Origin of the sequence: Xanthomonas hortorum (assembly GCF_011305375.1) — a bacterium.
GTDB lineage: Bacteria > Pseudomonadota > Gammaproteobacteria > Xanthomonadales > Xanthomonadaceae > Xanthomonas > Xanthomonas hortorum_E.
The window spans coordinates 16708-38874 of record NZ_VCME01000020.1 but is presented as its reverse complement, the minus strand read 5'-3'; the positions used below and the strand labels follow the sequence as shown (position 1 = coordinate 38874).

The following is a 22167-nucleotide window of genomic DNA, read 5'->3' as shown; positions in this document are numbered from 1 at the left end:
TACAGCGTTGCTGGAGGCTTTCAAACATCACGCCCACCGCGTTGCATGCGTGCACCAGTGCACCGCATACAAGGCGATCAAGCGTTGGAATAAAGGCCCGCTGCGCGCGTGCGCAGCGGGCGGACAGCGGTTAGAACTTGTAGCGCACGCCCAGCAGGAACTGCCGGCCGGTCTCGCTGTATTGCAGCGGCAACTGCGCGGCCGCACCGACCCACTCGTCGGCCACTTCGTTGGTCAGGTTGATGCCTTCCAGGCTCAGCTCGATCTTGTCGTCGAACTTGTAGCGCAGCGAGGCGTCGATCATCGTGGTGGCCTTCATACCGTGCACATCGAAACCGGTTTCGGTTGCCGGCACCTGGGTCAGATAATCGTCGCGATGCGTGGCCGACACGCGCCCGGCGAACTTTTCGCCTTCGTAGAACAGCGTGGCGTTGTACGCATTCTTCGACAGACCGGTGAGATCGGTTTCCAGCGACGCCGCGCCGCTGGTGGTCAGATACTGGATCTGCGAATCGACGTAGGTGTAGTTGAGCTGGATACCCAGATTGCTCCAGACGCCCGGCAACCAGCTGAAAGGCTGGGTGTAATTGGCTTCCAGACCCTTGAGATCGCCACCGGGCGTATTGAGCGGCACGCTGAAGACGAAGTCGTCGTTGACGCCGGCGCCGGTACCGTCGAGCAGGCTCACCGGCAGGCCGCTGGAGGAGTACGGACGTACCTCGCGTGCGGTCTGCACGAAGCTTTCGATGTCCTTGTAGAACAGCCCAAGGCCCAGCAATGCGCCTTCCTGGAAGTACCACTCGAAGCCCAGGTCGTAGGTGTCGGCCAGAATCGGGTCCAGATTCGGGTTGCCGCCACTCACGGTGCGCGCACCGCCGCTGACGTTGACCGTGACACCCGGCGTCAGGCTACCCAGGCCCGGACGCGACATCACCTTGGCCGCACCGAAGCGCACCAGAAAATCCGGGCTGACTTCGGCCACCAGGTTCATCGAGGGCAGCGTGTTGTTGTACTCGCGCTCGGCGGTGGTCTGCACGAGTGCGGAGCCGACAGTGGCAAAGCCGGTGGACTCCTGCTTGGTGCGCACATAACGCACGCCCAGGTTGCCGGAGAACGGGATCGCGCCGATATCGAAGGAGAAATCGCCCTGCAGATACGCGCCGCGATCCTGCTCGGTGACGCTGCGGGTGTTCACCGCACGCTCGGCCAGCGCAAAGGTGCCGGTGCCGCTATAGATGCCCAGCGCATCGGCCACCGCATCCAGATTCGGCACCACCCAGGTGTTGGGCGAGCCCTTGATGGCGCTCAATCCGGTTTGCTCGGTCAAGTCGGCCGGCACGATGCGGGTGCCATCGGCGAAGGTGGGCACCGCCACTTCGGAAGCGCGGCGGAATTCCTTGGTGGAGAAGGTGTAGTTCTTGGCCAGCACGCCACCCTTCAGACGGAACCCGGGGCTCACGCTCCAGTCGAAATCCAGGCTGCCGGTGTCGAAGTCGTTTTGCACCTGTTGCGGACGCAGGCGCAGTTCGGCCAGGGTCCAGCCATTGGGGTCGGTGGGGTTGATGCCGTAATTGAACACCGGCTTGCGGCTGTTGCCGCGGTAGTCGTAGGAGTACCCATCGACGTTGAGCTTGTCCATGATCACCGTGGTCTGGATCGGGTTCTCGTGCTTTGAGCTCGAGGTGCCGACCATGCCGCTGATCTTGAACACGTCGCTGAAGCGATGCTCGCCGGTCAACGAGAGCTGCTTGAAGACGGTGTTCCATTCGTCGTAACGGTTTTCAGAGCGCACGTCGACGTTGTCGAAGTTGCCGTACAACATCGCACCGGTAGCCGGGTCGATGAAGCCATCATTGACGATGGTCTGCGGCTTGCCGCCCTGTGCGGCGCCACGGCTGAAGGAGATCGCTTCGATATAGTTTTCGCTACGCTTGGCGTCGATCTTGGAATACAGACCGTCCAGCGAGAACTCGGTGGAATCGCTCGGCGCCCATTGCAGCGAGCTGGTCACGCCGATGCGCTCCTGCTTGTGCTCCATCAAGGTGTAGCGCGGGAAGCGCGGATGGAACACGTTGGCGTCGCGCGCCTGCGGGAACGCCGGGCTGGCGGCAAAGTTGCCGTTGCTCGGGCCATTGGCCCAGCGACCGCTGTTGCTGCCTTCTTCCAGCAGCTCGCGCTCGGTGTAGGCCACCGACACCAGCGCGCCGAAGGTGTTGTCGGCCCAGGTGTTGGAGATCAGGCCGGCCACGCGCGGGTTGGCCTTCTCGGACATCGCGTTGTAGGCGGCTTGGCCGCTGGCGGCGATGGTGAGGCCTTCGTAGTCGAACGGGCGCGCGGTACGCAGGTCGACCGTGGCGCCCAGCGAGCCTTCTTCCACATCGGCCTGCGCGGTCTTGCGCACGATCAACTGGGTGAACAGGTCCGAGGCGAACACGTTGAAGTCGAAGCCGCGGCCACGGTTGGAGCCGCCGGACTGGTCCGAACCGCCCACGGTGGTGAGCGCTTCCATGCCGTTGACGCGCACGCGGGTGAAGTCCGGCCCTAAGCCGCGCACGGAGATATTGCGGCCTTCGCCGGCATCGCGGGTGATCACCACGCCGGGGATGCGCTGAAGCGATTCGGCCAGGTTGAGGTCGGGGAACTTGCCAATGTCCTCAGCGACAATGGCATCGACCACGCCGGCTTCGCCGCGCTTGATGTCCAGGGCCTTTTCCACCGAGGCGCGATAGCCGGTGACGGTGACAGCGTCGAGGTCGACCGTTGGCTCGGCGGGTGCCTGGGCGGCGTCCTGTGCAGCCGCATGGCCGCTCAGCGCAAGGCCGATCGACAGTGCAAGCAAGGTAACCGGTGTCTTCCGGTTGGTGGTCCGAAATTGCATGTCCTCCCCTCCCAAGGGTCCATGAACAACGTGAAATAGCGGGGGTGTGCGCGGCAATGACACCGCTGGTCAAAACGACGTTACCAGCTGAATCGCCGTTCAACATCTTGCAGCGCAGCAGAAAACCTCACCTAATTTGCACAAAAGGGGTGCAACCAGCCCCTGCACGTCGCATTATTCTTGTGATTGGCCGTCTATCGCGACGGCTAGAATGACACCGATGGTCATCCTGACGCGTCCCGGTCTCCCCACCCCGTGACGCACCACACAGCCGAGGTAATTGCCGCATGAGTCGTGCCCGTATCCTGTGCTTTGGAGAGTTGTTGTTGCGCCTGGGGGCGCCTGGCCATGCGCTGCTGTTGCAGCAGCCTCGGCTGGATGTGCATTGCGGTGGGGCCGAGGCCAATGTTGGCGTGTCGCTGGCGCATTTCGGCCATGAGGTGGCCATGGTCAGCACGGTGGCGGACAACCCGCTGGGTGCGGCGGTGCTGGGCGAACTACGGCGGCACGACGTAGACACGCGGCATGTGCGGCGCGTGGACGGCCGTATGGGTCTGTACTTTTTGACCACCGGTGCGATCCATCGCCCCAGCGAAGTGGTCTACGACCGCGCTGATTCGGCGTTTGCGCTGGCGCCGGCCGATGCCTACGACTGGCCGCGCCTGCTTGAGGGCGCGCAGTGGCTGCACTTGTCCGGGGTGAGCCCGGCGCTTGGCGCCGAGGTGGCGCAGGCCACGCTGACGGCGGCGCGCGCCGCACGTGCAGCCGGGGTCAAGGTCTCGTTCGACGGCAACTACCGGCCCAAGTTATGGCAGCGCTGGCAGGGCGATGCGCGCGGCATCCTGCACCAGCTGTTCGACTGTGCGGATGTGGTGTTTGCCGATTACCGCGACATCGGTGTGGTGCTCGGTGGCGAGTTCCCGCAGGACACGCTGGAAGCGCGCGTGGAAGCGGCCGCGCAGCAGGCCTTCGCGGCGTTCCCGCGACTGCAGTTGATGGCCTGCACGCAGCGCGTGGCGCACAACGTGGACCACCACAGCCTGGGCGCGATGCTGGTGCCGCGCAGCGGTGAAGTGGCACGTGCGCCCAGCGAAGAACTGACCCCGATCATCGACCGCATCGGCGGCGGCGACGCGTTTGCGGCCGGCGTGCTGCACGGCCTGATCGAGGGCTGGTCGCTGGAGGACACGGTGCGCTTCGGCCTGGCGGCGGGGTGTTTGAAGCATTCGATTCCCGGCGATTTCAATCCGCTGTCGGTGGCCGATGTGCAGGCCTGTGTGGGCGATGCGCGGTTTGATGTGAGGCGGTGAAAAGCTGGGATTGGGGAATCGGGATTGGGGAATCGTAAGAGCATTCAAGAGCGCTGGCTTTCAGCGCTTTAGCCAGGTTTGTTGCTAACAGCGCGCGGTGCGCTCGGAGCTGACGCGCGATTGTGCGATGTGATGCGCGATCGCGGGCGGCGAGTAGATGCTTGCTACGTGTTGCTCGCTGCACTCACGCGTTTCAGGCGGGCGCAGGTGCGCGGCGTTTGTTGATGATCCATTTCAGCGCTGCGCTCAGCAGGACTACGCACAGCGAGGCCGGTACGCTAAAGAACAGCGTGAGCATCAGTGCGAACTGCAAATCTGGCGCCGAGCCGTCCTGCATGACCACGGCACAGACGACGGCCGTGGTGATCACCACATTGACGATTGCTTTCAGCGCGCCGTGCAGCTTGACGAAGCGCAGCAGCACGGCAGAGGTAACGCTGACCAGGACGGCCAACACCAGGATAGCGATCAGTTTGTCCATGACGTCGTGCGCTCCATGCAGTGTGGATGTGGTTCACCAATCAAGCCACGTCCCTGCCGATCCAGTGATCGCCATGAAAGCCTGCGATTCATAGCGGCGTCTCGACCTTTAGCGCCGGGATTTGGCATTGGGATGGAGTCGGGAGTCGGAAACAGTCAAAGCACTGCGTACTGCACAACCAGCGTGCCAAGCCGCCACGGCTTTTCCGATTCCCCACTCCCGATTCCCGATTCTCAGCCCAACTCGATGCAATCGAACCTCACGTCCGTCTCCACCTCGGCGTCGTAATCCACGTCGCTGCGCTCGAAGCCGAACAGCTTGAGGAACTCGTGCTTGTAGCCGGCGTAATCGGTGAGTTCGAACAGGTTCTCGGTGGTGACCTGCGGCCATAGCGCCTTGCAGGCGTCCTGCACGTCGTCGCGCAGTTCCCAGTCGTCCAGGCGCAGGCGGTTTTCGTCGTCCAGTTCGGCAGGCTGGCCGTCTTCGCGATACAGGCGCTCGCGGAACAGGCGGTCGAGCTGCTCGATGGTGCCTTCGTGCAGGCCCTTTTCCTTCATGATCTTGTAGACCATGGAGATATACAGCGGCATCACCGGAATGGCCGCACTGGCCTGGGTGACCACCGACTTGAGCACCGCCACGTTGGCAGTGCCACCGTGCTTGCCCAGGCGCGCATTCAAGCGCTGCGCGGTGTGGTCCAGATCGACCTTGGCCTTGCCCAACGCGCCGTGCCAGTAGATCGGCCAGGTGATCTCGGTGCCGATATAGCTGAAGGCCACGCTGCGCGCGCCATCGGCGAGCACGCCGGCACCTTCCAGCGCGTCGATCCACAATTCCCAATCCTGCCCGCCCATCACGGTGATGGTGTCTTCGATCTCCTGCTCTGTCGCCGGCTCGATCGAGGCCTGGATGATGGCGTCCTTGTTGGTGTCGATGGCGGTGGCGGTATAGGTCTGCCCGATCGGCTTGAGCGCCGAGCGCTTCACTTCGCCAGTGCCCGGCAACTTGCGCACCGGCGAGGCCAGCGAATACACCACCAGGTCGACCTGGCCGCCCATCTCGCTCTTGATCAGCTCGATCACCTGCGCACGCGCCGCATCGGAGAACGCATCGCCATTGATCGACTTGCTGTACAGACCCGCGGCCTTGGCATGCTTGTCGAACGCAGCCGAGTTGTACCAGCCGGCGGTACCGGCCTTGGTGGCGCTGCCGGGTTTTTCGAAGAACACGCCCAGCGTGTCGGCGCCGAATCCGAAGGCAGAGGTGATGCGCGAAGCCAGGCCGTAGCCGCTGGACGCGCCGATCACCAGCACCTTCTTCGGACCGTCGCTACGCACGCCGTGCGCGCGCGTGGCGGCGATCTGCTCGAGCACATTGCGCTCGCAGCCAAGCGGATGCGTGGTGGTGCAGATGAAGCCGCGCACTTTGGGATGGATGATCAACGTGTACTCCTCGTCAGCAAGATGCTGGCGGCATCTTAATCGGTGGGCTGCGCGCGAAACAGCCTGATGCGCAACACACGCTACTGTATGGATACGTGTGAAGACGCCGGTATCGCCTCACGGTGTGGCGTGCAACGCATGCATCTTCAGCTCACAGGCGCGAACGAACAGCGATCACCATCGATTTCCTGCCGGGCCGCCTGTGCTATTTTTTGCGCCTGCCGTGCCGTGCCTGGCTGCGCCTGTTGGCGATCGTCGAGGTCCCTTCCAGCTGTGCGACCGGTATCCGAGCGATGTCTCTTCGAAGCGAGCGCGTCACGCAGCTGAGCTCTGTCCCACGGTTTCGGCTTGGGCCATTGCTGGTCGAGCCGGAACGGCTGGCGCTGATCGACGACGGCCAGACCATCACGCTGGAACCGCGCATGATGGAAGTGCTGATCGCGCTGGCCGAGCGCGCTGGCGAGGTCATCAGCGCCGAGCAGTTGCTGATCGAGGTGTGGCACGGCAGCTTTTACGGCGACAACCCGGTGCACAAGACCATCGCTCAGCTGCGCCGCAAGCTCGGCGACGACAGCCGCCAACCGCGCTACATCGAAACCATCCGCAAGCGCGGTTACCGGCTGCTGCCGAAGGTGATCTTTCCCGAGGATTACCGCGGTGCGGTGATCGGCACGCAGGTGTGGGGACACGGCAACCCGTATGTGGGGCTGCAGCCGTTCGACCCCGCACACGCCGCGGTGTTTTTCGGCCGAAGCCATGCGATTGCACAGGTGCTGGGCGCGCTGCGCGCGCAATTGCACAGCCAACGCGGGCTGGTGCTGGTGAGCGGTGCCAGCGGCTGCGGCAAGACCTCGTTGCTGCGCGCCGGCGTGGTGCCGCTGCTGTCGCAGCCCGGTGGACTGGATGGCCTGGAAGCGGTGGCGGTGGCGTATTGCAACCTGGCGCAATGCCGCGGCGACGATGTACGCGACACGCTGGCACGCGCACTCGGCCAATGGGCACCGAACGCGCGCGCGGTGTTTTCGCCGGCGCAGATGGCAACGCTGCCCGATTGGTTGCAACGCCCTGCACCGCTGCATGCGGCCATCAGTGAGGCGATGCGTCAGAGCGCCCCAGCGCGCGACAGCCTGCAGACCCAACGCCATCTGCTGTTGGTGATCGACCATGCCGAAGCGATGGTGGCCACCCCCGGCATCACCGATGCCGACCGCGCCGCTTTGGCTGCCGCATTGCAATCGTTGTGCAGCAGCGCGCAGGTGGCGGTGTTGATGCTCACCCGCAGCGATTTCTATCCGCGCCTGATCGATGCCTTGCCACAGATCGTGGAGCTCAAACGTGGCGACGGGCATGTGGATCTGCTGCCACCGCGCGATGGCGAGATTGGCCAGATCATCCGCGTGCCTGCAGCGATGGCCGGGCTGCGCTTCGAAGAAGACCGCGACAGCGCCAGCCGCCTGGACGATGTGCTGCGCGACGCCACCGCGCGCCAGCCCGATGCCTTGCCGTTGCTGCAGCACTTGTTGCATGCACTGCACGCGCAACGCAGCGACGATGGCCTGCTGACCTTTGCGGCCTACCGCGCATTGGGCGGGCTGGAAGGCGCGTTGGCGCACCATGCCGAACAGACCTTTCGTGCCTTGCCGGCCACCGCGCAGGCCGCGCTGGGCGAGGTGCTGACGTTGCTGAGCGTGATCCATCCCGACAGCGATGCAGTGACCGCGCGGCGTGCGCTGTGGTCGGCATTGCCCCAGAACAGCGCTGCACGCGTGCTGGTGAATGCCTTCGTGCATGCGCGATTGTTCGTCAGCGAACTGGTCGCAGGCGAGCCGGGGTTTGCGGTTGCGCACGAAGCCTTGCTGCGGCAATGGCCGCGCGCGGCCGAGTGGATCCATGAAAACCGCCGCCTGCTGCAGGCCCACAAACGCCTGCAACTGGCCGCACAGCGCTGGGCCGCCGAAGGCCGGCGCACCGATCATCTGCTCAACAGCGGGCGCCCGTTGAGCGAAGCGCGCGAGGCGGCGCGGCGCATGCCGCAGGAGTTGGGCGCGGTGGATCACGCGTTCCTGCATGCCTGCGAGCGCTCGCAGCGGCAACGCCGCGGGATGTATGCGGTGGCGGCGACGTTGCTGGTGGTGCTGGCAAGCGCCTCGATGCTGCTGGGCTGGCAAGCGCGGCAGGCGCAGCAAGTGGCCGAACAACGCCGCGACCAGGCGCAGCAACTGGTGAGCTACATGCTGGGCGATCTTGCCGAGCAATTGCGCACGGTGGGCAACCTCAAACTGCTCGACAGCGTGGGCAGCCGCGCGCTGCATTATCTGGAAGGCCTGCCCAACGCCAGCATGCAGCCCGGCGATCTGATCAACCACGCACGTGCCCTGCGCACCACCGGCGAAGTGCTGATGAATCAGGGCAAATTGGACGAGGCGCATGCGGCATTCGCGCGTGCCGCTGCCACGGCCGAACAGGCGCGTGTGCGTGCACCCACGTCGTTGGAGGCGCACGCCGAAACCGGGCAAACCGCGTACTGGCTGGGAGACCTTGCCTACAAAGGCAAGCAGTTGCCTGTAGCGCACCGGTATTGGTCGCAGTATCTGGCGGCCTGCGAATGGCTGGTGCGCGCCGCGCCGCAGGACCCGCGCTGGCAACTGGAGCTGTCCTACGCACTCAACAACCTGGGCACGCTGGCCAAGGACCAAGGCCAGACCAACGCCGCGATCGGTTTCTTCGCGCGCTCGATCGCACTCAAACGCCAGTTGCTGGCACGCACGCCGGACAACGCATCGCTGCGCTACGAACTGGTCGACAGCTTGTCCTGGCTCAGCCTGACCCAGGAGATGCAGGGCTTGCTGGCACCCGCCGAGCAGGGCTACCGCGAGCAGATCGCCATGCTGGACGCACTGGTCGAACAAGATCCCGACGCGCATGCCTGGCGGCGGCGTCTGGCCGGATCGCTGATCCGCACCTCCAACCTGGCACTGGCGCGCGGCCATCTGGTGCAGGCGCAGGCCGATGCGCAGAACAGCGTGCGCATGCTGCAGGCACTGGTGGCGTTGCAACCGGACAATGTCGCCTGGCGCCGCGATCTGGCGCACGCCGACGCACAGGTCGGCTGGATGGCCGCTCTGGACGGGCATCCCGATCTGGCCGAGCGCCACCTCGACCGGGCCCGCCAGACCATGGCCGATGTGCTGAAACAGGCGCAACCGTTGCCGGAATGGCAATGGCTGGACGCCATCATCGCGCTGCGCTTGCAGCGGGTGCACACCGCGCGCTCGGACACGAATGCCGACAGCCTTGCACCGATCGTTGCGCAGCTGGATGCGTTGCATCGCGCCAGGCCCGACGATCTGCTCGGCCTGTCGGCCCTGGCCCAGGCGCTGGTCTGGCACGGCGAACAGCAGGCCGCTGCCGGCGACAGCGCCGGTGCACGCGCGGCGTGGCAACGCGCGGTGGCGGTGCTGGGCAAGGACATCGCCAACAGCCGCGACAAGAACCTGCTGGACCCCTGGATTCGCGCGCAGGTGCACCTGGGCCAACGCAGCGCCGTTACGCAACAGCTCGGATGGCTGTATCACGCGGGCTACCGCCACCCGGGATTCGTCTCCCTCTATGCCCCGCTTTTCAAGGAACAGGACAAGTCATGACGGAATCGAATGAGAACGCGAGCATCATCATCACTCTCACCGTGGCGCGTGTGGATTTTGGCGGCAACACCGGGAAAGGCGAGTATTTCTACAGCTTCTCGCCGGACCTGCTGCTGGTAGGCAAGGGGCAACAAGATGTGACCTTGGTCTACCGTTTCGATGTAGACGTGCCCTATCAGTTTCGCATTCGCAGCCTGCTGAGTTCGGACGCGCACGACCAGCTTGAGGAGCCGAAGATCGCCGACGATGGGCGCAGCGTGTCGGTCGTCAATCGCAATAACAAGGCGACGCTGATTTTCTTGACCGTGATCATCGAAGACGAGAAGCGCAAACTCTTGTTCAGCTGCGACCCGCAGGTCGGCAACGATCCGCAAATCTCACCGCAATAATCCCCACGCCGGCATCTGCCTGGCGGTTCGCCGCCAGGCAGTCAGCGTGCTGGACCAGGCAGTTGGGCCTCGCCCCACGACGACGCCGGCCGCCAGGTCGCAAGCGGACTGGATAACGGCAGGCGCTCAGCCCAGAGAGTGACGCCGCCGTGGTTGGGTGCTTGCCGGTGCGTCTGTCAGTACGGTGCCGCATTCCGACTGTCGCATTCGACTTCGGCAGCTGCGCGCCGTCATCCCCGATCAGAAAGATTGCTGAAAGCCACATTGATCTGGCTGCGTATTGCCAGCACGCTTGGCATGCGGTCGCGGTCGTTAAGGCCAGCTCCACGCCCTGCCCCTTGCCGACACGCCAGGCCCTGTACGCAACCGCGCTGATCGGAGTGGGCGGCCGCTCTATCGCATGCCCCGGCCGCGGGTCCCTGCACTGCCAGATCACAGCGACCCACGGCCACCCGCAGGTCACGCTCGGCCGTGGCGGGTTGGGTCAACAGCGCGGCCCGGGGCCAACTGCCCGGCAATTCGGGCTGGGTAGGTGCCGTCCAGGCGCTGGTGGACAGCACGACGATCAACACGAACAGATATCGGACCAGGCGCATGACGGACTCCGCGGCAGACCGGAGCGCGGCGCGTCCCCGAGCGGCATTGGTGGCCGCCAGACGACCTTCGCGCCTGGCCGCTGGTGCGACCTGACGGCAACCTTACGGTTGTTGGCTGATTCTGCCGAAGCTGGGAAATTCTTTGGAAAACAACAGCATGCACAATAGCGAGATATCGTCATGTAAATGAGGTGGCGATGTGTCTGGGCGCCGAGCTGGCTCTTGCGTGTGGTGGTAGTAGCTCAGTAGAGCTTCGCCCTTCGGCCGAGATGAATGGGCCAGTGCCACCGTCGACGAGAGCGAACCTCGGGGGACTGGGACTGGGACTGGGACTGGGACTGGGACTGGGACCGGGACCGGGACCGGGACTAGGGGCAGGCGGCGGGCGCCAAGCCCGCTGACCAAGGGCTGTTCCTTCTCCCCTCGGGAGAAGGTGCCCCGCAGGGGCGGATGAGGGTACGGGCGAAGCCTCGTGTCATCTCGTTCCAAGTGTGGCTTCGCCCCGTACCCTCACCCCAACCCCTCTCCCGGAGGGAGAGGGGCTTCCGGCTCCCGATTGCGGTTCGACTTCTACGCCGGTCTCACCCTGCCAGCGCCTGCTCCAGCCCCGCTCTTACGACTCCCTAATCCCTAATCCCTAATCCCTAATTCCTAATCCCCATTCCCCATTCCCCATTCCCGATTCCCGATTCCCAATCCTCAAATCACCCGCAACGTGATCGCCTTCAACACCGCGCGCGTGCGGTCGCGGGTGCCGAGCTTTTCCAGGATGGTGGAGACGTAGTTCTTTACCGTGCCTTCGGCCAGGAACAGGGTGCGGGCGATCTCCTTGTTGGAATAGCCGCCGGCGAGCAGGCGCAGGATCGCCACCTCGCGCTCGCTGAAGGTCTCGCGCGGGGGCTGCTGGTCGCGGAACTGGTAGCGCGCGCGCACCGGGTCGGTGCTGACCGGCTGCAGCAGGGTCTCGCCGTTGGCCACCCGCTCGATCGCCTCGCGCAGGTCTTCCGGGGCGGCGTCCTTGAGCAGGAAACCCTGTGCGCCGGCCTCGGTCGCCCGCAGCAGCAGGTCGCTGTCGTCGAAGGTGGTGAGCAGCAGCACCGGCGTGCGGTCGCCCCGGTCGCGCAATTGCTGCAGCGCCTGGATGCCGTCCAGGCCGGGCATGCGGATGTCGCTGAGCACCACGTCCACCGTGTTGATGAGAAGCACGTCCAGCAGGCTCTGGCCGTCGTCGGCCTCGCAAACCACCTCCACGCCCTGTTGCTGCAACAAGGCGCGCAAGCCGGCGCGCACCAGGATCTGGTCGTCAGCCAATGCAATACGGCGCATACTCATGCCGGCAACCTCGCGGTCAACTGCATGCCGCCGTGCGCGGCGCGGCCGAGTTGCAACTGGCCATGCAAGGCCGCCAGCCGCTCGCGCATGCCGGCGATGCCGTTGCCCTCGCGGATTTGCTCGGCGCAGTGGCCATCGTCCTGGATGTCGATGTGCAGCTGGCCGTCATGGGTGTGCAGCGACACCTGCACGGTGTCGGCTTCGCCGTGGCGTGCGGCATTGGTCAGCGCTTCCTGTACCAGCCGCAGCAGGGCTTCGGCGATTTGCGGGTCGCTCACGCGTACGGCCGGGTCGATCTGCAGCTGCAGCACCGGTTTGGGAAACGGCGCGGCCAGGGCATGCAGCGCGGTGTGCAGATCCAGCCCGGCATCGTCGCGCAACGACTGCACCACGCTGCGGATGTCGCCAAGCAACTCACGCGCAAGGCCTTCCAGCATCGCCAGCTCCTGGCGCGGCGCCAGCATGGGGTCGGCACGCAGCAAGCGCAGATGGATGCTCATCGCGGTGAGTTTGTGCCCGGCCACGTCGTGCAGCTCGCGCGCCAGGCGCAGGCGCTCGGCATCGCGCGCGCTGTCGGCCAGCAGCGCGCGGGTGGCCAGCAGATCGGCATTGACATAGGCCAGCGCATCGCGGGCACGCTCGGCAGTGCGCGCGTAATGCGCGGTGAGCGCGGCGAAGGCCTGGAAGCCGGCGTAGATGCTGACGATCAACAAGGCGCGATCGAACCCGGCCTGCACTAGCAGCGCATACATGCCGGCGTTCAACGCCAGCGCCAACAGCAGCACGCGCAACGGCGGCCAGGTCATCCCCGCCTGCGCCACCAACATGACCAGCAGCACCGGGGCAGTGCCGGCGCGCGGCTCCATCCAGACCAGCAGCAACGCCATGACCGCCTGCAGCAGCGTTGCGACAGTGCGCAACGCATGCAGCGACGGCAACACGGTGTGCAGCAGAAATAACGCGGTGAAGCCGGCCAGCACACCCCAGCGCCAGGCGCCGTGCGCTGACGCATCGGGCATAAACGACAACGCCACCGCCGCAATGGTGAACGCGCCGGCCAGGCGCAGGGGATGCAAAAGATGCGGCAGGGAAGAGTTCATGCGGCGATGCTGACGGCCGCGCGGCCACTCGGCAATGGTGCGCATGCAGAAAGTGACTTCCGGCAGGTGGGATCGATGACCTGCGGCCCCTGTCGTGGATGCGGTGCGTGCGCACACTGGCATGACCAACCCACCCTATCGCCACGGAGTCACGCCATGTCTGCTTCCAGTCTGTTTCTTGCGCTCAATCTGTTCTGGGGCGGCTACGAACTGCTGCTCAGCCGCCGCCGCCGCGCCAGCGATGGTGGCGCGCACGATCAAGGCACGCTGCAACACTTGTGGCGGGTGCTGTCTGCAGCGGTGGCCGTTGCAGTGGTGCTGGCCTACAGCGGCCTGGCCCATTGGCCGCAGGGCTGGGCCGCGCCGCTGCAGTGGGCCGGCTGCGCCTTGATCGGCAGCGGGCTGGCGTTGCGCGTGTGGGCCATCCAGGTGCTGGCACGCTGGTTCACGGTGGATGTGACCATCCAGCCCGATCATCAGCTGGTGCGCAGCGGCCCGTATCGCTGGCTACGCCATCCCTCCTACACCGGCGCGCTGCTGGCCTTTTACGGGCTGGCGCTGGGCATGGGCAATGCGTTGTCGGTGGCGGCGATCGTGGTGCCGGTGACCTGGGTCTTCCTGCACCGCATCCGGATCGAAGAAGCCGCATTGCAGCGCGCGTTTCCGGTTGCGTACCCGGCGTATGCGAAGCAGAGCCATCGGTTGCTGCCGCTGGTGTGGTGAGGGTTGAGAAGGTAGCGGGGTGGCGCCAGCGATGAGGAGCGCTTCGCCTGCTTGCACACGGGTTCGGCCCACGTGGCGTGCAGGCAGACGTGTTGCCGCACTGTGGTCAGCCACGCGTGGGGCGATCTGCGACGGCCACCACCGCCGCCGGGTCGTGGCGCTGCGTACCATCGCCCCAAACGCGTCGCATCCCCACCCGTGTCAGGAGACTTGCATGCTTGCCCGCACCTACGTCGTTGTCGCACTCTTCGGCCTGCTCGGCAGAGCCGGCATCCAGGCCGCCGATCTGGACGTGGGCGTCAGTGGCCTGCGTTCGCAACAAGGCAAGTTGCGCATTGCAGTGATCGCCTCACCCGCGCAGCTGGAGAGCGCACAGCCGCCGGTGCAGGCGCAAACGGTGCCGATCACCAGCGCTACGCCGCACATCCAGTTCAAGAACCTTGCCCCCGGCCGCTACGCAGTGATGATCAATCACGACGAAAACGCCAACGGTAAGCTCGATACAAATCTGATCGGCATGCCGGTGGAAGGCTACGGCTTCAGCAACAATCCGCGCGCGATGCGCAAGCCGACCTTCGACGAGGCGGCGTTCGAGCTGCCGGCCGGCGGCAAGCGCATCAGCATCGAGATGCGCTGACAGCCCGCCCAAACGCGAGGACATCCGGATGCAACGACGCCGCTTCCTGCAATCCCTGTTGGCCGCCACCGGCAGTGCCGCGCTGGCCAGTTGGTCGCTGCGCAGCCTGCCGGCGCAGGCCATGGAGGCGGCGCAGTTCCATGCCGGCCTGCAGCGCGCGCCGTGGCTGCTGGGCTGGCGCAGCGTCACCCAGGCGAGCCTGGGCCCTACCCGCGTGGCGGTGCAAGGCACGCTGCCCGAGGGACTGGCCGGCAGCTTGTACCGCAACGGCCCGGCCTGGACCGAGCGCGCCGGCTTCCGCTACGACCACTGGTTCGACGGCGACGGCATGGTGCACCGCTGGCGGCTGGATGGCGGCCAGGTGCAGCACCACGCGCGCATGGTGGCCACCCACAAATTCACCCAGGAACAGCAGGCAGGCCGCTTCCTCTACCGCGCGGCCGGCACCGCGGTGCCGGACCAGCAACCGGCGCGCAACAACGACGACGTCAACACCGCCAACACTTCGGTGGCGATGCTCAATGGGCGCCTGTTCGCGTTATGGGAAGCCGGCTCGGCGATCGAACTGGATCCGGATGCGCTGGGCACGCTCGGCCCGGTAACCTGGCGCGACGACCTGGCCGCGATGCCGTTCTCGGCGCACCCGCTGATCGACCGCGATGGCGGCGCCTGGAACTTCGGCTCGATCGGCGTGATCGGCGCCACCGGCGTGCTGATCTGGCACATCGGCGCCGATGCGGTGCTGCGCAGCGCGCAACTGCTGCAGACCGACACGCCGGGCTACCTGCACAGCTTTGCGATGACGCAGCGGCATCTGATCTTCGTGCTGGCGCCCTACCGCCGGCTGGATGGCGAAGGCCCGTTCTTCGAGCAGATGCGCTTCACCCCCGAGGCGCCGTGCCGGATTGCGGTGGTGCCCAAGGATGCGCTGGATCAACCGCGCTGGTTCGAGGCCGACTTCGCGGTGGCCTATCACTTCGCCGATGCCTACGAACACCGCAACCGTATCGTGGTGCGCGCGCTGGTCCACACCGACCCGGAGGAGGCGCGCTCGCCATTGCGGGCGGCGATGCACGGCGACCCGGCGGCCACGCCTTCACCGGTGCAGCTGCGCAGCCTGCACCTGGATCTACGCAACGGCCGCGCGCACTGGCAGGCGCATGCGGTGGACAACCTGGAACTGCCGACCTTCGATGCGCGCACGCCCGGCACGCGCGGCGCGCGGCTGTATGCGCCGTGCATCGACGGGCCGACCGCATCGCCGGTTCTCAACGCGGTGGCCAGCTACGACCTGGACCGCGACCGCCGCCAGGTGCACCGCTACGGGCCGGACATGCTGGCCGAAGAACACGTGTTCGTGCCGCGCCCCGGCAGCGACCGCCCAGACGATGGCTGGCTAGTCGGCACCGTGCTGGACACCACCCGTGCGCGCACCGGCCTGATGGTGCTGGATGCAGGCCACGTGGATGCCGGGCCGATCGCACAGGCCTGGTTGCCGTATGCGGTGCCGCTAGGATTTCATGGGCACTTTGCTGCTGCCGGGTGAGCCGGTGCGCTGCCTCCCGTGATGCGGCAAGCTGAGCTGGCGCCTGTTATCGCTTTGCCCGCAGCCGCAATGCGTGCGCCGCTGGCGCAGTACGCCGAACTTGCCGCATTGGTCCATCTCGCCAGTCACCCGGCATCGGCCTGCTGCTGCGCCAGGCACGCTGTAGCGCGGTCCACCCGCCACACCGATGGTCTTACACTCAGCGGCTACCCCGCAGCTGCCGTGCGTCTTCGATGATCATTTCTGCCGCTTCCGATTACCGCGCCGCCGCGCAGGCGCGCTTGCCGCCGTTCCTGTTTCACTATATCGATGGCGGTGCGTACGCCGAGCACACCTTGCGGCGCAATGTCGCCGATCTGGCTGATATCGCGCTGCGCCAACGGGTGCTGCGCAATATGTCGGACCTGAGCCTGAGCACCGAGTTGTTCGGCGAGACGCTGGCGATGCCGGTGGCGTTGGCGCCGGTGGGGCTGACCGGCATGTACGCGCGCCGTGGCGAGGTGCAGGCGGCGCGTGCGGCGGCGGCGCGGGGGATCCCGTTTACGTTGTCCACGGTGTCGGTGTGCCCGATCGAAGAAGTGGCGCCGGCGATCGAGCGGCCGATGTGGTTCCAGCTCTACGTGCTCAAGGACCGCGGCTTCATGCGCAATGCGCTGGAGCGCGCCAAGGCAGCTGGCGTCACCACGCTGGTGTTCACCGTGGACATGCCCACGCCGGGCGCGCGTTACCGCGATGCGCACTCGGGCATGAGCGGGCCCAACGCAGCGCTGCGGCGCATGCTGCAGGCGGTGACGCATCCGCGCTGGGCCTGGGATGTGGGCTTGCTCGGTAAGCCGCACGATCTGGGCAACATCTCGGCGTATCGCGGCAGCCCGACGGGGTTGCAGGATTACATCGGCTGGCTGGGCGCCAATTTTGACCCGTCGATTTCGTGGAAGGATCTGGAATGGATCCGCGAATTCTGGACCGGGCCGATGGTGATCAAGGGCATCCTGGACCCGCACGATGCGCGCGATGCGGTGCGCTTCGGGGCCGACGGCATCGTGGTGTCCAACCATGGTGGGCGCCAGCTCGACGGCGTGCTGTCCAGCGCGCGCGCATTGCCGGCGATTGCCGATGCGGTGAAGGGGCAGCTGAAGATCCTGGCCGACTCGGGCATCCGCAGCGGGCTGGATGTGGTGCGCATGCTGGCGCTGGGCGCCGATGCGGTGCTGCTGGGGCGTGCGTTCGTCTATGCGCTGGCAGCCGGTGGTCAGGCCGGTGTGGAGAATCTGCTGACCCTGATCGAGCGCGAGATGCGTGTGGCGATGACCTTGACCGGCACCCATTCGATTGCCGAGATCAGTGGCGATGCGTTGAGCCGGGTGACGCGGGAGAGTGCGGTTTCGCTTTGATGGGTTTCGCATCGGGAATCAGGATGCGTTTGTAGTAGAGCGGATGAGCTGCTGCTTGGCTGCGGGGCCCTTGCCCGCCCACCATCGCGGGACACGCCGCAAGTACGTCCGTGTAGGCTCTGACGCGGCATCCATGCCGCGTAAGGTCCCGCGCCGGTGGGCGGACAAGGACCAATCGAGATGCTCGGTGCGCATAGTTTCAAAACAGCCAGCAAACTGTCGGGTGCGGTGTCCTCGCTGCGACCTCGACGCTGTGGGTTTGCTGCAGGGCCCTTGCCCGCCCACCATCGCAGGACACGCCGCAAGTACGTCCTTGTAGCAACTGTGTTGTTGGAGGGGGGCTGACCGTTCTGGAAGCTGGGCACGGGAGCGCCGGCCGCTGGTCAGCAGCCGGCGGCTCAATCTAGAGCGTAGACACACTCAGGTCGGGACGGTTTGGACGTCTGCGGCTTGAGCGTCTCGTGCTCGCGCGTTGAGGATGACGAGCATCTTTCTCATCGCCGCCACGACGGCGACCTTGCCGGGCTTTCCGCGTGCCCGCAGAGACCTATAAAACTCCCGGATCCGCGGCTCGTGCTGGATGGCAGACAGGCACGCCATGTACAGCACGTTGCGGACCTCGATCCGCCCGCCGCGGATCCGGCGCAGGCCGCGCATCTGTCCGCTGTCATGGGCGATGGGAGCCACGCCGACCAGCTTGGCAATCGCCTTCCCCTCGAAGGTTCCCAGCTCCGGCAGGTAGCTGGCGATCACCGCCTGCAAGGTGGCTCCGACGCCTTTGAACGAGCGCATCGCCTCCAGCTGCGGTTGTTGGCGGACCTGTTCGGCAATCTGCTGTTCCAATCGCACGCAGGTCTTTTTCATCTGCGCGATATTGGCCTGCAGCACGCGGCGCAAGCGCGTGTCCGTTACCTGCTCCAACTGGTTGTGTGCGCTTGTTGTCAGCTCCACGAGCTGCTGTCGCGCGCGTACGAACTCGCGCAGCCGTCGCCGCCAAGGCTCCATCGGTTGATACGGGCGCAGCTCCAGCTTCTCAGCCATGCAGGCGAGATTGATCGCGTCCAGACGATCTGTTTTTGCCGGCAGACCGGTGGCAGCAGCGAAGGCATGGCAGCGGCGCGCATCCGCCCGCACAACCCGGTGACCGGCGTCGAACAAAGCATCCAGTACCCGCTGTTCATAGCCGCCGGAGGCCTCCAGGACGATCTGGCCAGCCTGCTGCGTTGTCAGCCAGGCCACCAACTTGCGACAGCCCGCTGGTGTGTTGTGGAACCGCATGCAAGCGCCGTGGTGGACGGCCACATCCAACATGGCCTTGCACACATCAATCCCGATGCCGTTCATGGGCGAACTCCGTTAGGCTTGAAGGGTCGAGAGCTCCCCTGCCTGCCCAGCCTTACGTCTACGAGTGGCAACTCTGGCAACTGTTCGGGCGACACAGGGGAGGAACCGGCGTGGGCACCCAGCTACAAGACGATCGGTAACGATCCAGGCTCTCACGGTGGCCCACGCCGGCTCTCGACGCCCAAACTGCCAGATTCCGAACAGATAAGGCTCTTACGCGGCATCCATGCCGCGTAAGGTCCCGCGACGCTAGGCGGGCAAGGACCAGTCGAGATGGTCGGTGCGCATGGTTTTTAACAAAGCAGCCAGCAAACTTTCTGGTGCGGTGTCCTCACCGCTTGCGGGACCGTGTGGCGGCATGGATGCCGCCACCGAGCCTACAGGGACGTACTTGCGGCGTGTCCCGCGAGCGGTGAGGGCACCGCGCGCTCGACCACCAGGCTTTTGACCTCAGCTTCCGACTAAGAGCGGCTAACAAAACGTAGCGAGCGGTCGTTAGGTAGGTGGGGACGGCGCGCTCAGAACCAGAGTGTACGAGTGATACATGCCGATTCTGGGCACCCGCCGCAACCTATGTTTGTTGGCTGCTCTTAGTTCTTATCGTCGCCGGTGGGCAAGTATTGCTGCAACGCCAGCACCGATTCCCAAGGGTCTGCGCGTTGGCGCTTGGCACGTTGCAATGCCTTGTCCATCGGAAACGCATCCGGGCCGCTGATCTTGCCGAGTTCTTCCCAGCGCAGCGGCACGGCGACGGTGGCTTTTTCGCGGGCGCGTAGCGACCACGAACACACGCTGGTATTGCCGCGCCCGTTGCGTAGCCAGTCGACGAAGATCACGCCGTGGCGCTTGGCCTTGCTCATGGTCGCCACGTAGCGGTCCGGCGTGTGCGTTGCCAGTGCCTGTGCGAACGCTTCGCAGAAATCGCGCGCTTGCTCCCAGCCTGCTTCCGGCACGATCGGCACCACCACGTGCAGGCCCTTGCCGCCGGACAGGCGCACCGCGCTTTCCAACCCGGCGCTGCGCAGCTTGGCGCGGATGTCGCGCGCGGCGGCGACCACATCGGCCCAGGACACGTCGTCGCCGGGATCCAGGTCGAACACCAGGCGATCCGGATGCTCCGGGTCGTCCACCTGCGCACCCCAGGGATGCAGCTCGAGGGTGTTCATCTGCACCAGCTCGAGCAGGCCGGCGGCATCTTCGACGTAGATGTAGTCCTCGGTGCCGCTTTTTTGCTTTAGCGCAATCGCCTTGATATGCGCGCCCAGATGGCGGCCTTCGTGTTTCTGGAAGAAGCACTCGCCGCCGGCGCCGTCGGGGCAACGCAACAGCGATAACGGGCGGCGTGCGATCTCCGCCAGCACCAGCGGCGCCACTGCGCGGTAGTAGTCAGCCACATCGCCCTTGCTGATACCGACCGCAGGAAACACTACGCGTTCGGGGTGAGTGATGGTGATGCCGTCCGTCGACGTGGACTTGGACGCTGCGGATTTCGATGCCCTGGATTCGGACGCTGCAGTCTTCGATATGGCGGTCGTCTTCGATGCCGTTGAACGCACGCGTTTGCTGGTTGTCTTGGTGGATGCTTCCACTGTCGTTTTGGCTGCTTTTTTCGTCGCCGTCTTGCGCGCAGGCGCAATGGCCGTCGTCGCGCCGCCACGTTTGCTCGCAGCACGCGCCTTAACCGGCGCGGCGCGATCGCCGCCCAACTCGCTCATGGGTTTGTCCTCACGCAAACGCTTGAACGCGGCTTGCCGCAGCAGCCCTTCCTTGGCCCAACCGCGAAAGGCCACCTCGGCGATCAACACCGGTCGCACCCAATGCACATCGCGTGGCCGCCCCGGAATATGCGTGGGCAATTCCAGCGTGGCGGTGTCGCTATGCAGCGCCTGCAACAGTGTGGTGATCTTGCCGAGCAAGGCATCGTCGAAACCGGTGCCTACACGCCCGACATAGCGCAGCGTCTTGCCGTCGCGTTGCGCCATCAGCAATGCGCCAAAACCACTGCGTGCGCCCTTGGGGTCGGTGTAGCCCACCACCACGAACTCGTCACTGTTTGCGTGCTTGGTCTTGACCCAATCGGCGATGCGTCCTTCGCGATAACGCGCTTCGGCCAGCTTGCTGACGATGCCTTCCCAACCAGTGCCGGCGCTGGCCGCGAACACTTCCGGGCCGTGACCGATCACATGGTCGCTAAATGCCAGCGTGCCCGGTTGATCGCCCAGCAACTCGCGCAGCAATTGCTTGCGTTGCAGCAACGGGGTGCCGCGCAGATCCACCCCGGCGACCCCGAGCAGGTCGAACACGATATAGCGCAGCGGCTGCGTGACGCTGCCATCGAGCGCGCGTTGCAGCGCCGAGAAATCGCTGCGCCCTTGCGCGTCCAGCACCACCAGCTCGCCATCCAGCCGCGCATCGCGCACTGGCAATGCCTGCAACGCGCGCACCACGTCCGGAAAGCGCTGCGTCCAGGCCTGGTCGTTGCGTGAGCGCAACTGCACGTTGCCATCGACCAGATCGGCCAGCAGGCGATAGCCATCCCACTTGATCTCGTGCAACCAGCGCTCGCCCTCCGGCGCGTGCTCGCGCAGCAAGGTCAGTTGCGCGCGCAGCTCGGTTGGGCATGGCGTATCGCGCGCGCCATCCAGCGCCAGGGCGCGGGTGCGCCACTGTTTGGACCCTGCACGCCCTGAGCGCACACGTTTGCTTGTCACTGTCGATGTCTCGGCGATTGCTTCTGGCGGCACACGTTGCGCACGGCTAGCCTTGCCGCGCGTTGTCACCGACGCTGTCTTGGCACGCGTTGCCGAAGTTGCCACACCCGATGCGCCGGCTGACTGCTGCGCCACCAGCGCATCGGCATCCAGATCGGCCGCATAGGCATCGGTGCGCTTGAACAGCAGCCACTGCGGTTTGCCGCCACGCATTTGCGTGCGCACCAACGCAAAGCCACCGCGCAGCAGCGTGCCCTGCAACTCGAATTCCAGCTTGCCCGCCTCCAGCGCCGCCAACGCATCGCCTTCGCAATGCCAATGCCCGTGGTCGAAGACATCCACATGCCCGGCGCCGTAATGCCCTTGCGGGATATCGCCTTTGAAGCTGGCGTACGACAACGGATGATCTTCCACCTGCAACGCAAGGCGTTTTTCGCCGGCGCGCAACGACGGCCCCTTCGGCACGGCCCAACTCTTGAGCACGCCATCGGCTTCCAGACGGAAGTCGTAATGGCGCGAGCTGGCGTGGTGCAGCTGCACGACGAAAATCGGCTGCTTGCTGGCACGCGCAGGCGTCTCGCCGGTCGGTTCCGGTGTCTGGTCGAAGCGGCGCTTGGCGTTGTAGTCGTGCAGTGACATG

The 22167-nt window shown here is 65.5% G+C and carries 15 protein-coding genes and 1 other RNA gene; 7 read left to right on the top strand and 9 right to left on the bottom strand.

Annotation, left to right across the window (positions count from 1 at the left end):
• Positions 1-130: 130 nt before the first annotated feature.
• On the bottom strand, positions 131-2878 hold the full coding sequence (locus FFY45_RS16965) for a TonB-dependent receptor (protein WP_176341314.1): 2748 nt from the start codon (positions 2876-2878) through the stop codon (positions 131-133).
• A gap of 287 nt (positions 2879-3165) precedes the next feature.
• On the opposite strand from FFY45_RS16965, the gene FFY45_RS16960 reads away from it, so the two are divergent.
• Positions 3166-4188, top strand: a complete 1023-nt coding sequence (locus FFY45_RS16960; protein WP_176341313.1) for a sugar kinase — start codon at positions 3166-3168, stop codon at positions 4186-4188.
• Between the two features lie 193 nt (positions 4189-4381).
• Here FFY45_RS16960 and FFY45_RS16955 read toward each other — a convergent pair whose 3' ends face one another.
• Positions 4382-4669, bottom strand: coding sequence for a hypothetical protein (locus tag FFY45_RS16955; RefSeq protein WP_176341312.1), 288 nt, complete (start codon positions 4667-4669; stop codon positions 4382-4384).
• Between the two features lie 233 nt (positions 4670-4902).
• On the bottom strand, positions 4903-6111 hold the full coding sequence (gene fabV, locus FFY45_RS16950) for an enoyl-ACP reductase FabV (protein ID WP_176341311.1): 1209 nt from the start codon (positions 6109-6111) through the stop codon (positions 4903-4905).
• A gap of 293 nt (positions 6112-6404) precedes the next feature.
• Here fabV and FFY45_RS16945 point away from each other — a divergent pair, with 293 nt between their 5' ends.
• Entirely contained in the window at positions 6405-9755 is a 3351-nt protein-coding gene (locus FFY45_RS16945; protein WP_176341310.1) for an nSTAND1 domain-containing NTPase, read from the top strand.
• Complete coding sequence (locus tag FFY45_RS16940; protein WP_104551557.1) at positions 9752-10144, top strand: hypothetical protein; 393 nt, start codon at positions 9752-9754, stop codon at positions 10142-10144. Before FFY45_RS16945 ends, FFY45_RS16940 begins: the two co-directional genes overlap by 4 nt.
• Positions 10145-10374: 230 nt before the next feature.
• Here the strand turns inward: FFY45_RS16940 and FFY45_RS22330 are convergent, their stop codons facing one another.
• The 3 genes from FFY45_RS22330 to FFY45_RS16930 form a co-directional block, all read right to left on the bottom strand.
• Positions 10375-10740, bottom strand: a complete 366-nt coding sequence (locus tag FFY45_RS22330; RefSeq protein WP_306432093.1) for a hypothetical protein — start codon at positions 10738-10740, stop codon at positions 10375-10377.
• 699 nt (positions 10741-11439) lie between these two features.
• On the bottom strand, positions 11440-12072 hold the full coding sequence (locus FFY45_RS16935; protein ID WP_176341309.1) for a response regulator transcription factor: 633 nt from the start codon (positions 12070-12072) through the stop codon (positions 11440-11442).
• Positions 12069-13295: a sensor histidine kinase gene (locus FFY45_RS16930; protein WP_176341308.1), complete on the bottom strand. Its 1227-nt coding sequence runs from the start codon at positions 13293-13295 to the stop codon at positions 12069-12071. Before FFY45_RS16930 ends, FFY45_RS16935 begins: the two co-directional genes overlap by 4 nt.
• A gap of 33 nt (positions 13296-13328) precedes the next feature.
• On the opposite strand from FFY45_RS16930, the gene FFY45_RS16925 reads away from it, so the two are divergent.
• The 4 genes from FFY45_RS16925 (at position 13329) to lldD (ending at position 17472) form a co-directional block, all read left to right on the top strand.
• Positions 13329-13895, top strand: coding sequence for a methyltransferase family protein (locus tag FFY45_RS16925; protein WP_176341307.1), 567 nt, complete (start codon positions 13329-13331; stop codon positions 13893-13895).
• Positions 13896-14109: 214 nt separating this feature from the next.
• Complete coding sequence (locus tag FFY45_RS16920; protein WP_176341306.1) at positions 14110-14532, top strand: DUF2141 domain-containing protein; 423 nt, start codon at positions 14110-14112, stop codon at positions 14530-14532.
• A gap of 28 nt (positions 14533-14560) precedes the next feature.
• On the top strand, positions 14561-16078 hold the full coding sequence (locus FFY45_RS16915; RefSeq protein ID WP_176341305.1) for a carotenoid oxygenase family protein: 1518 nt from the start codon (positions 14561-14563) through the stop codon (positions 16076-16078).
• Between the two features lie 233 nt (positions 16079-16311).
• Positions 16312-17472 (top strand): FMN-dependent L-lactate dehydrogenase LldD, encoded by a 1161-nt coding sequence (gene lldD, locus FFY45_RS16910; RefSeq protein ID WP_176341304.1) that lies wholly within the window; start codon positions 16312-16314, stop codon positions 17470-17472.
• A gap of 420 nt (positions 17473-17892) precedes the next feature.
• Here the strand turns inward: lldD and FFY45_RS16905 are convergent, their stop codons facing one another.
• The 3 genes from FFY45_RS16905 to ligD all read right to left on the bottom strand — a co-directional run bounded on the left by FFY45_RS16905 (position 17893) and on the right by ligD (position 22166).
• The gene (locus FFY45_RS16905; protein WP_176341303.1) at positions 17893-18816 is read right to left on the bottom strand and encodes an IS110 family RNA-guided transposase; all 924 of its coding nucleotides are present in this window, start codon (positions 18814-18816) and stop codon (positions 17893-17895) included.
• A gap of 469 nt (positions 18817-19285) precedes the next feature.
• Positions 19286-19362: non-coding RNA, sX9 sRNA (locus tag FFY45_RS16900), on the bottom strand.
• A gap of 44 nt (positions 19363-19406) precedes the next feature.
• A complete protein-coding gene (ligD, locus tag FFY45_RS16895) occupies positions 19407-22166 on the bottom strand; it encodes a DNA ligase D (RefSeq protein WP_176341302.1) in 2760 nt (919 codons plus the stop codon).
• Position 22167 lies beyond the last annotated feature (1 nt).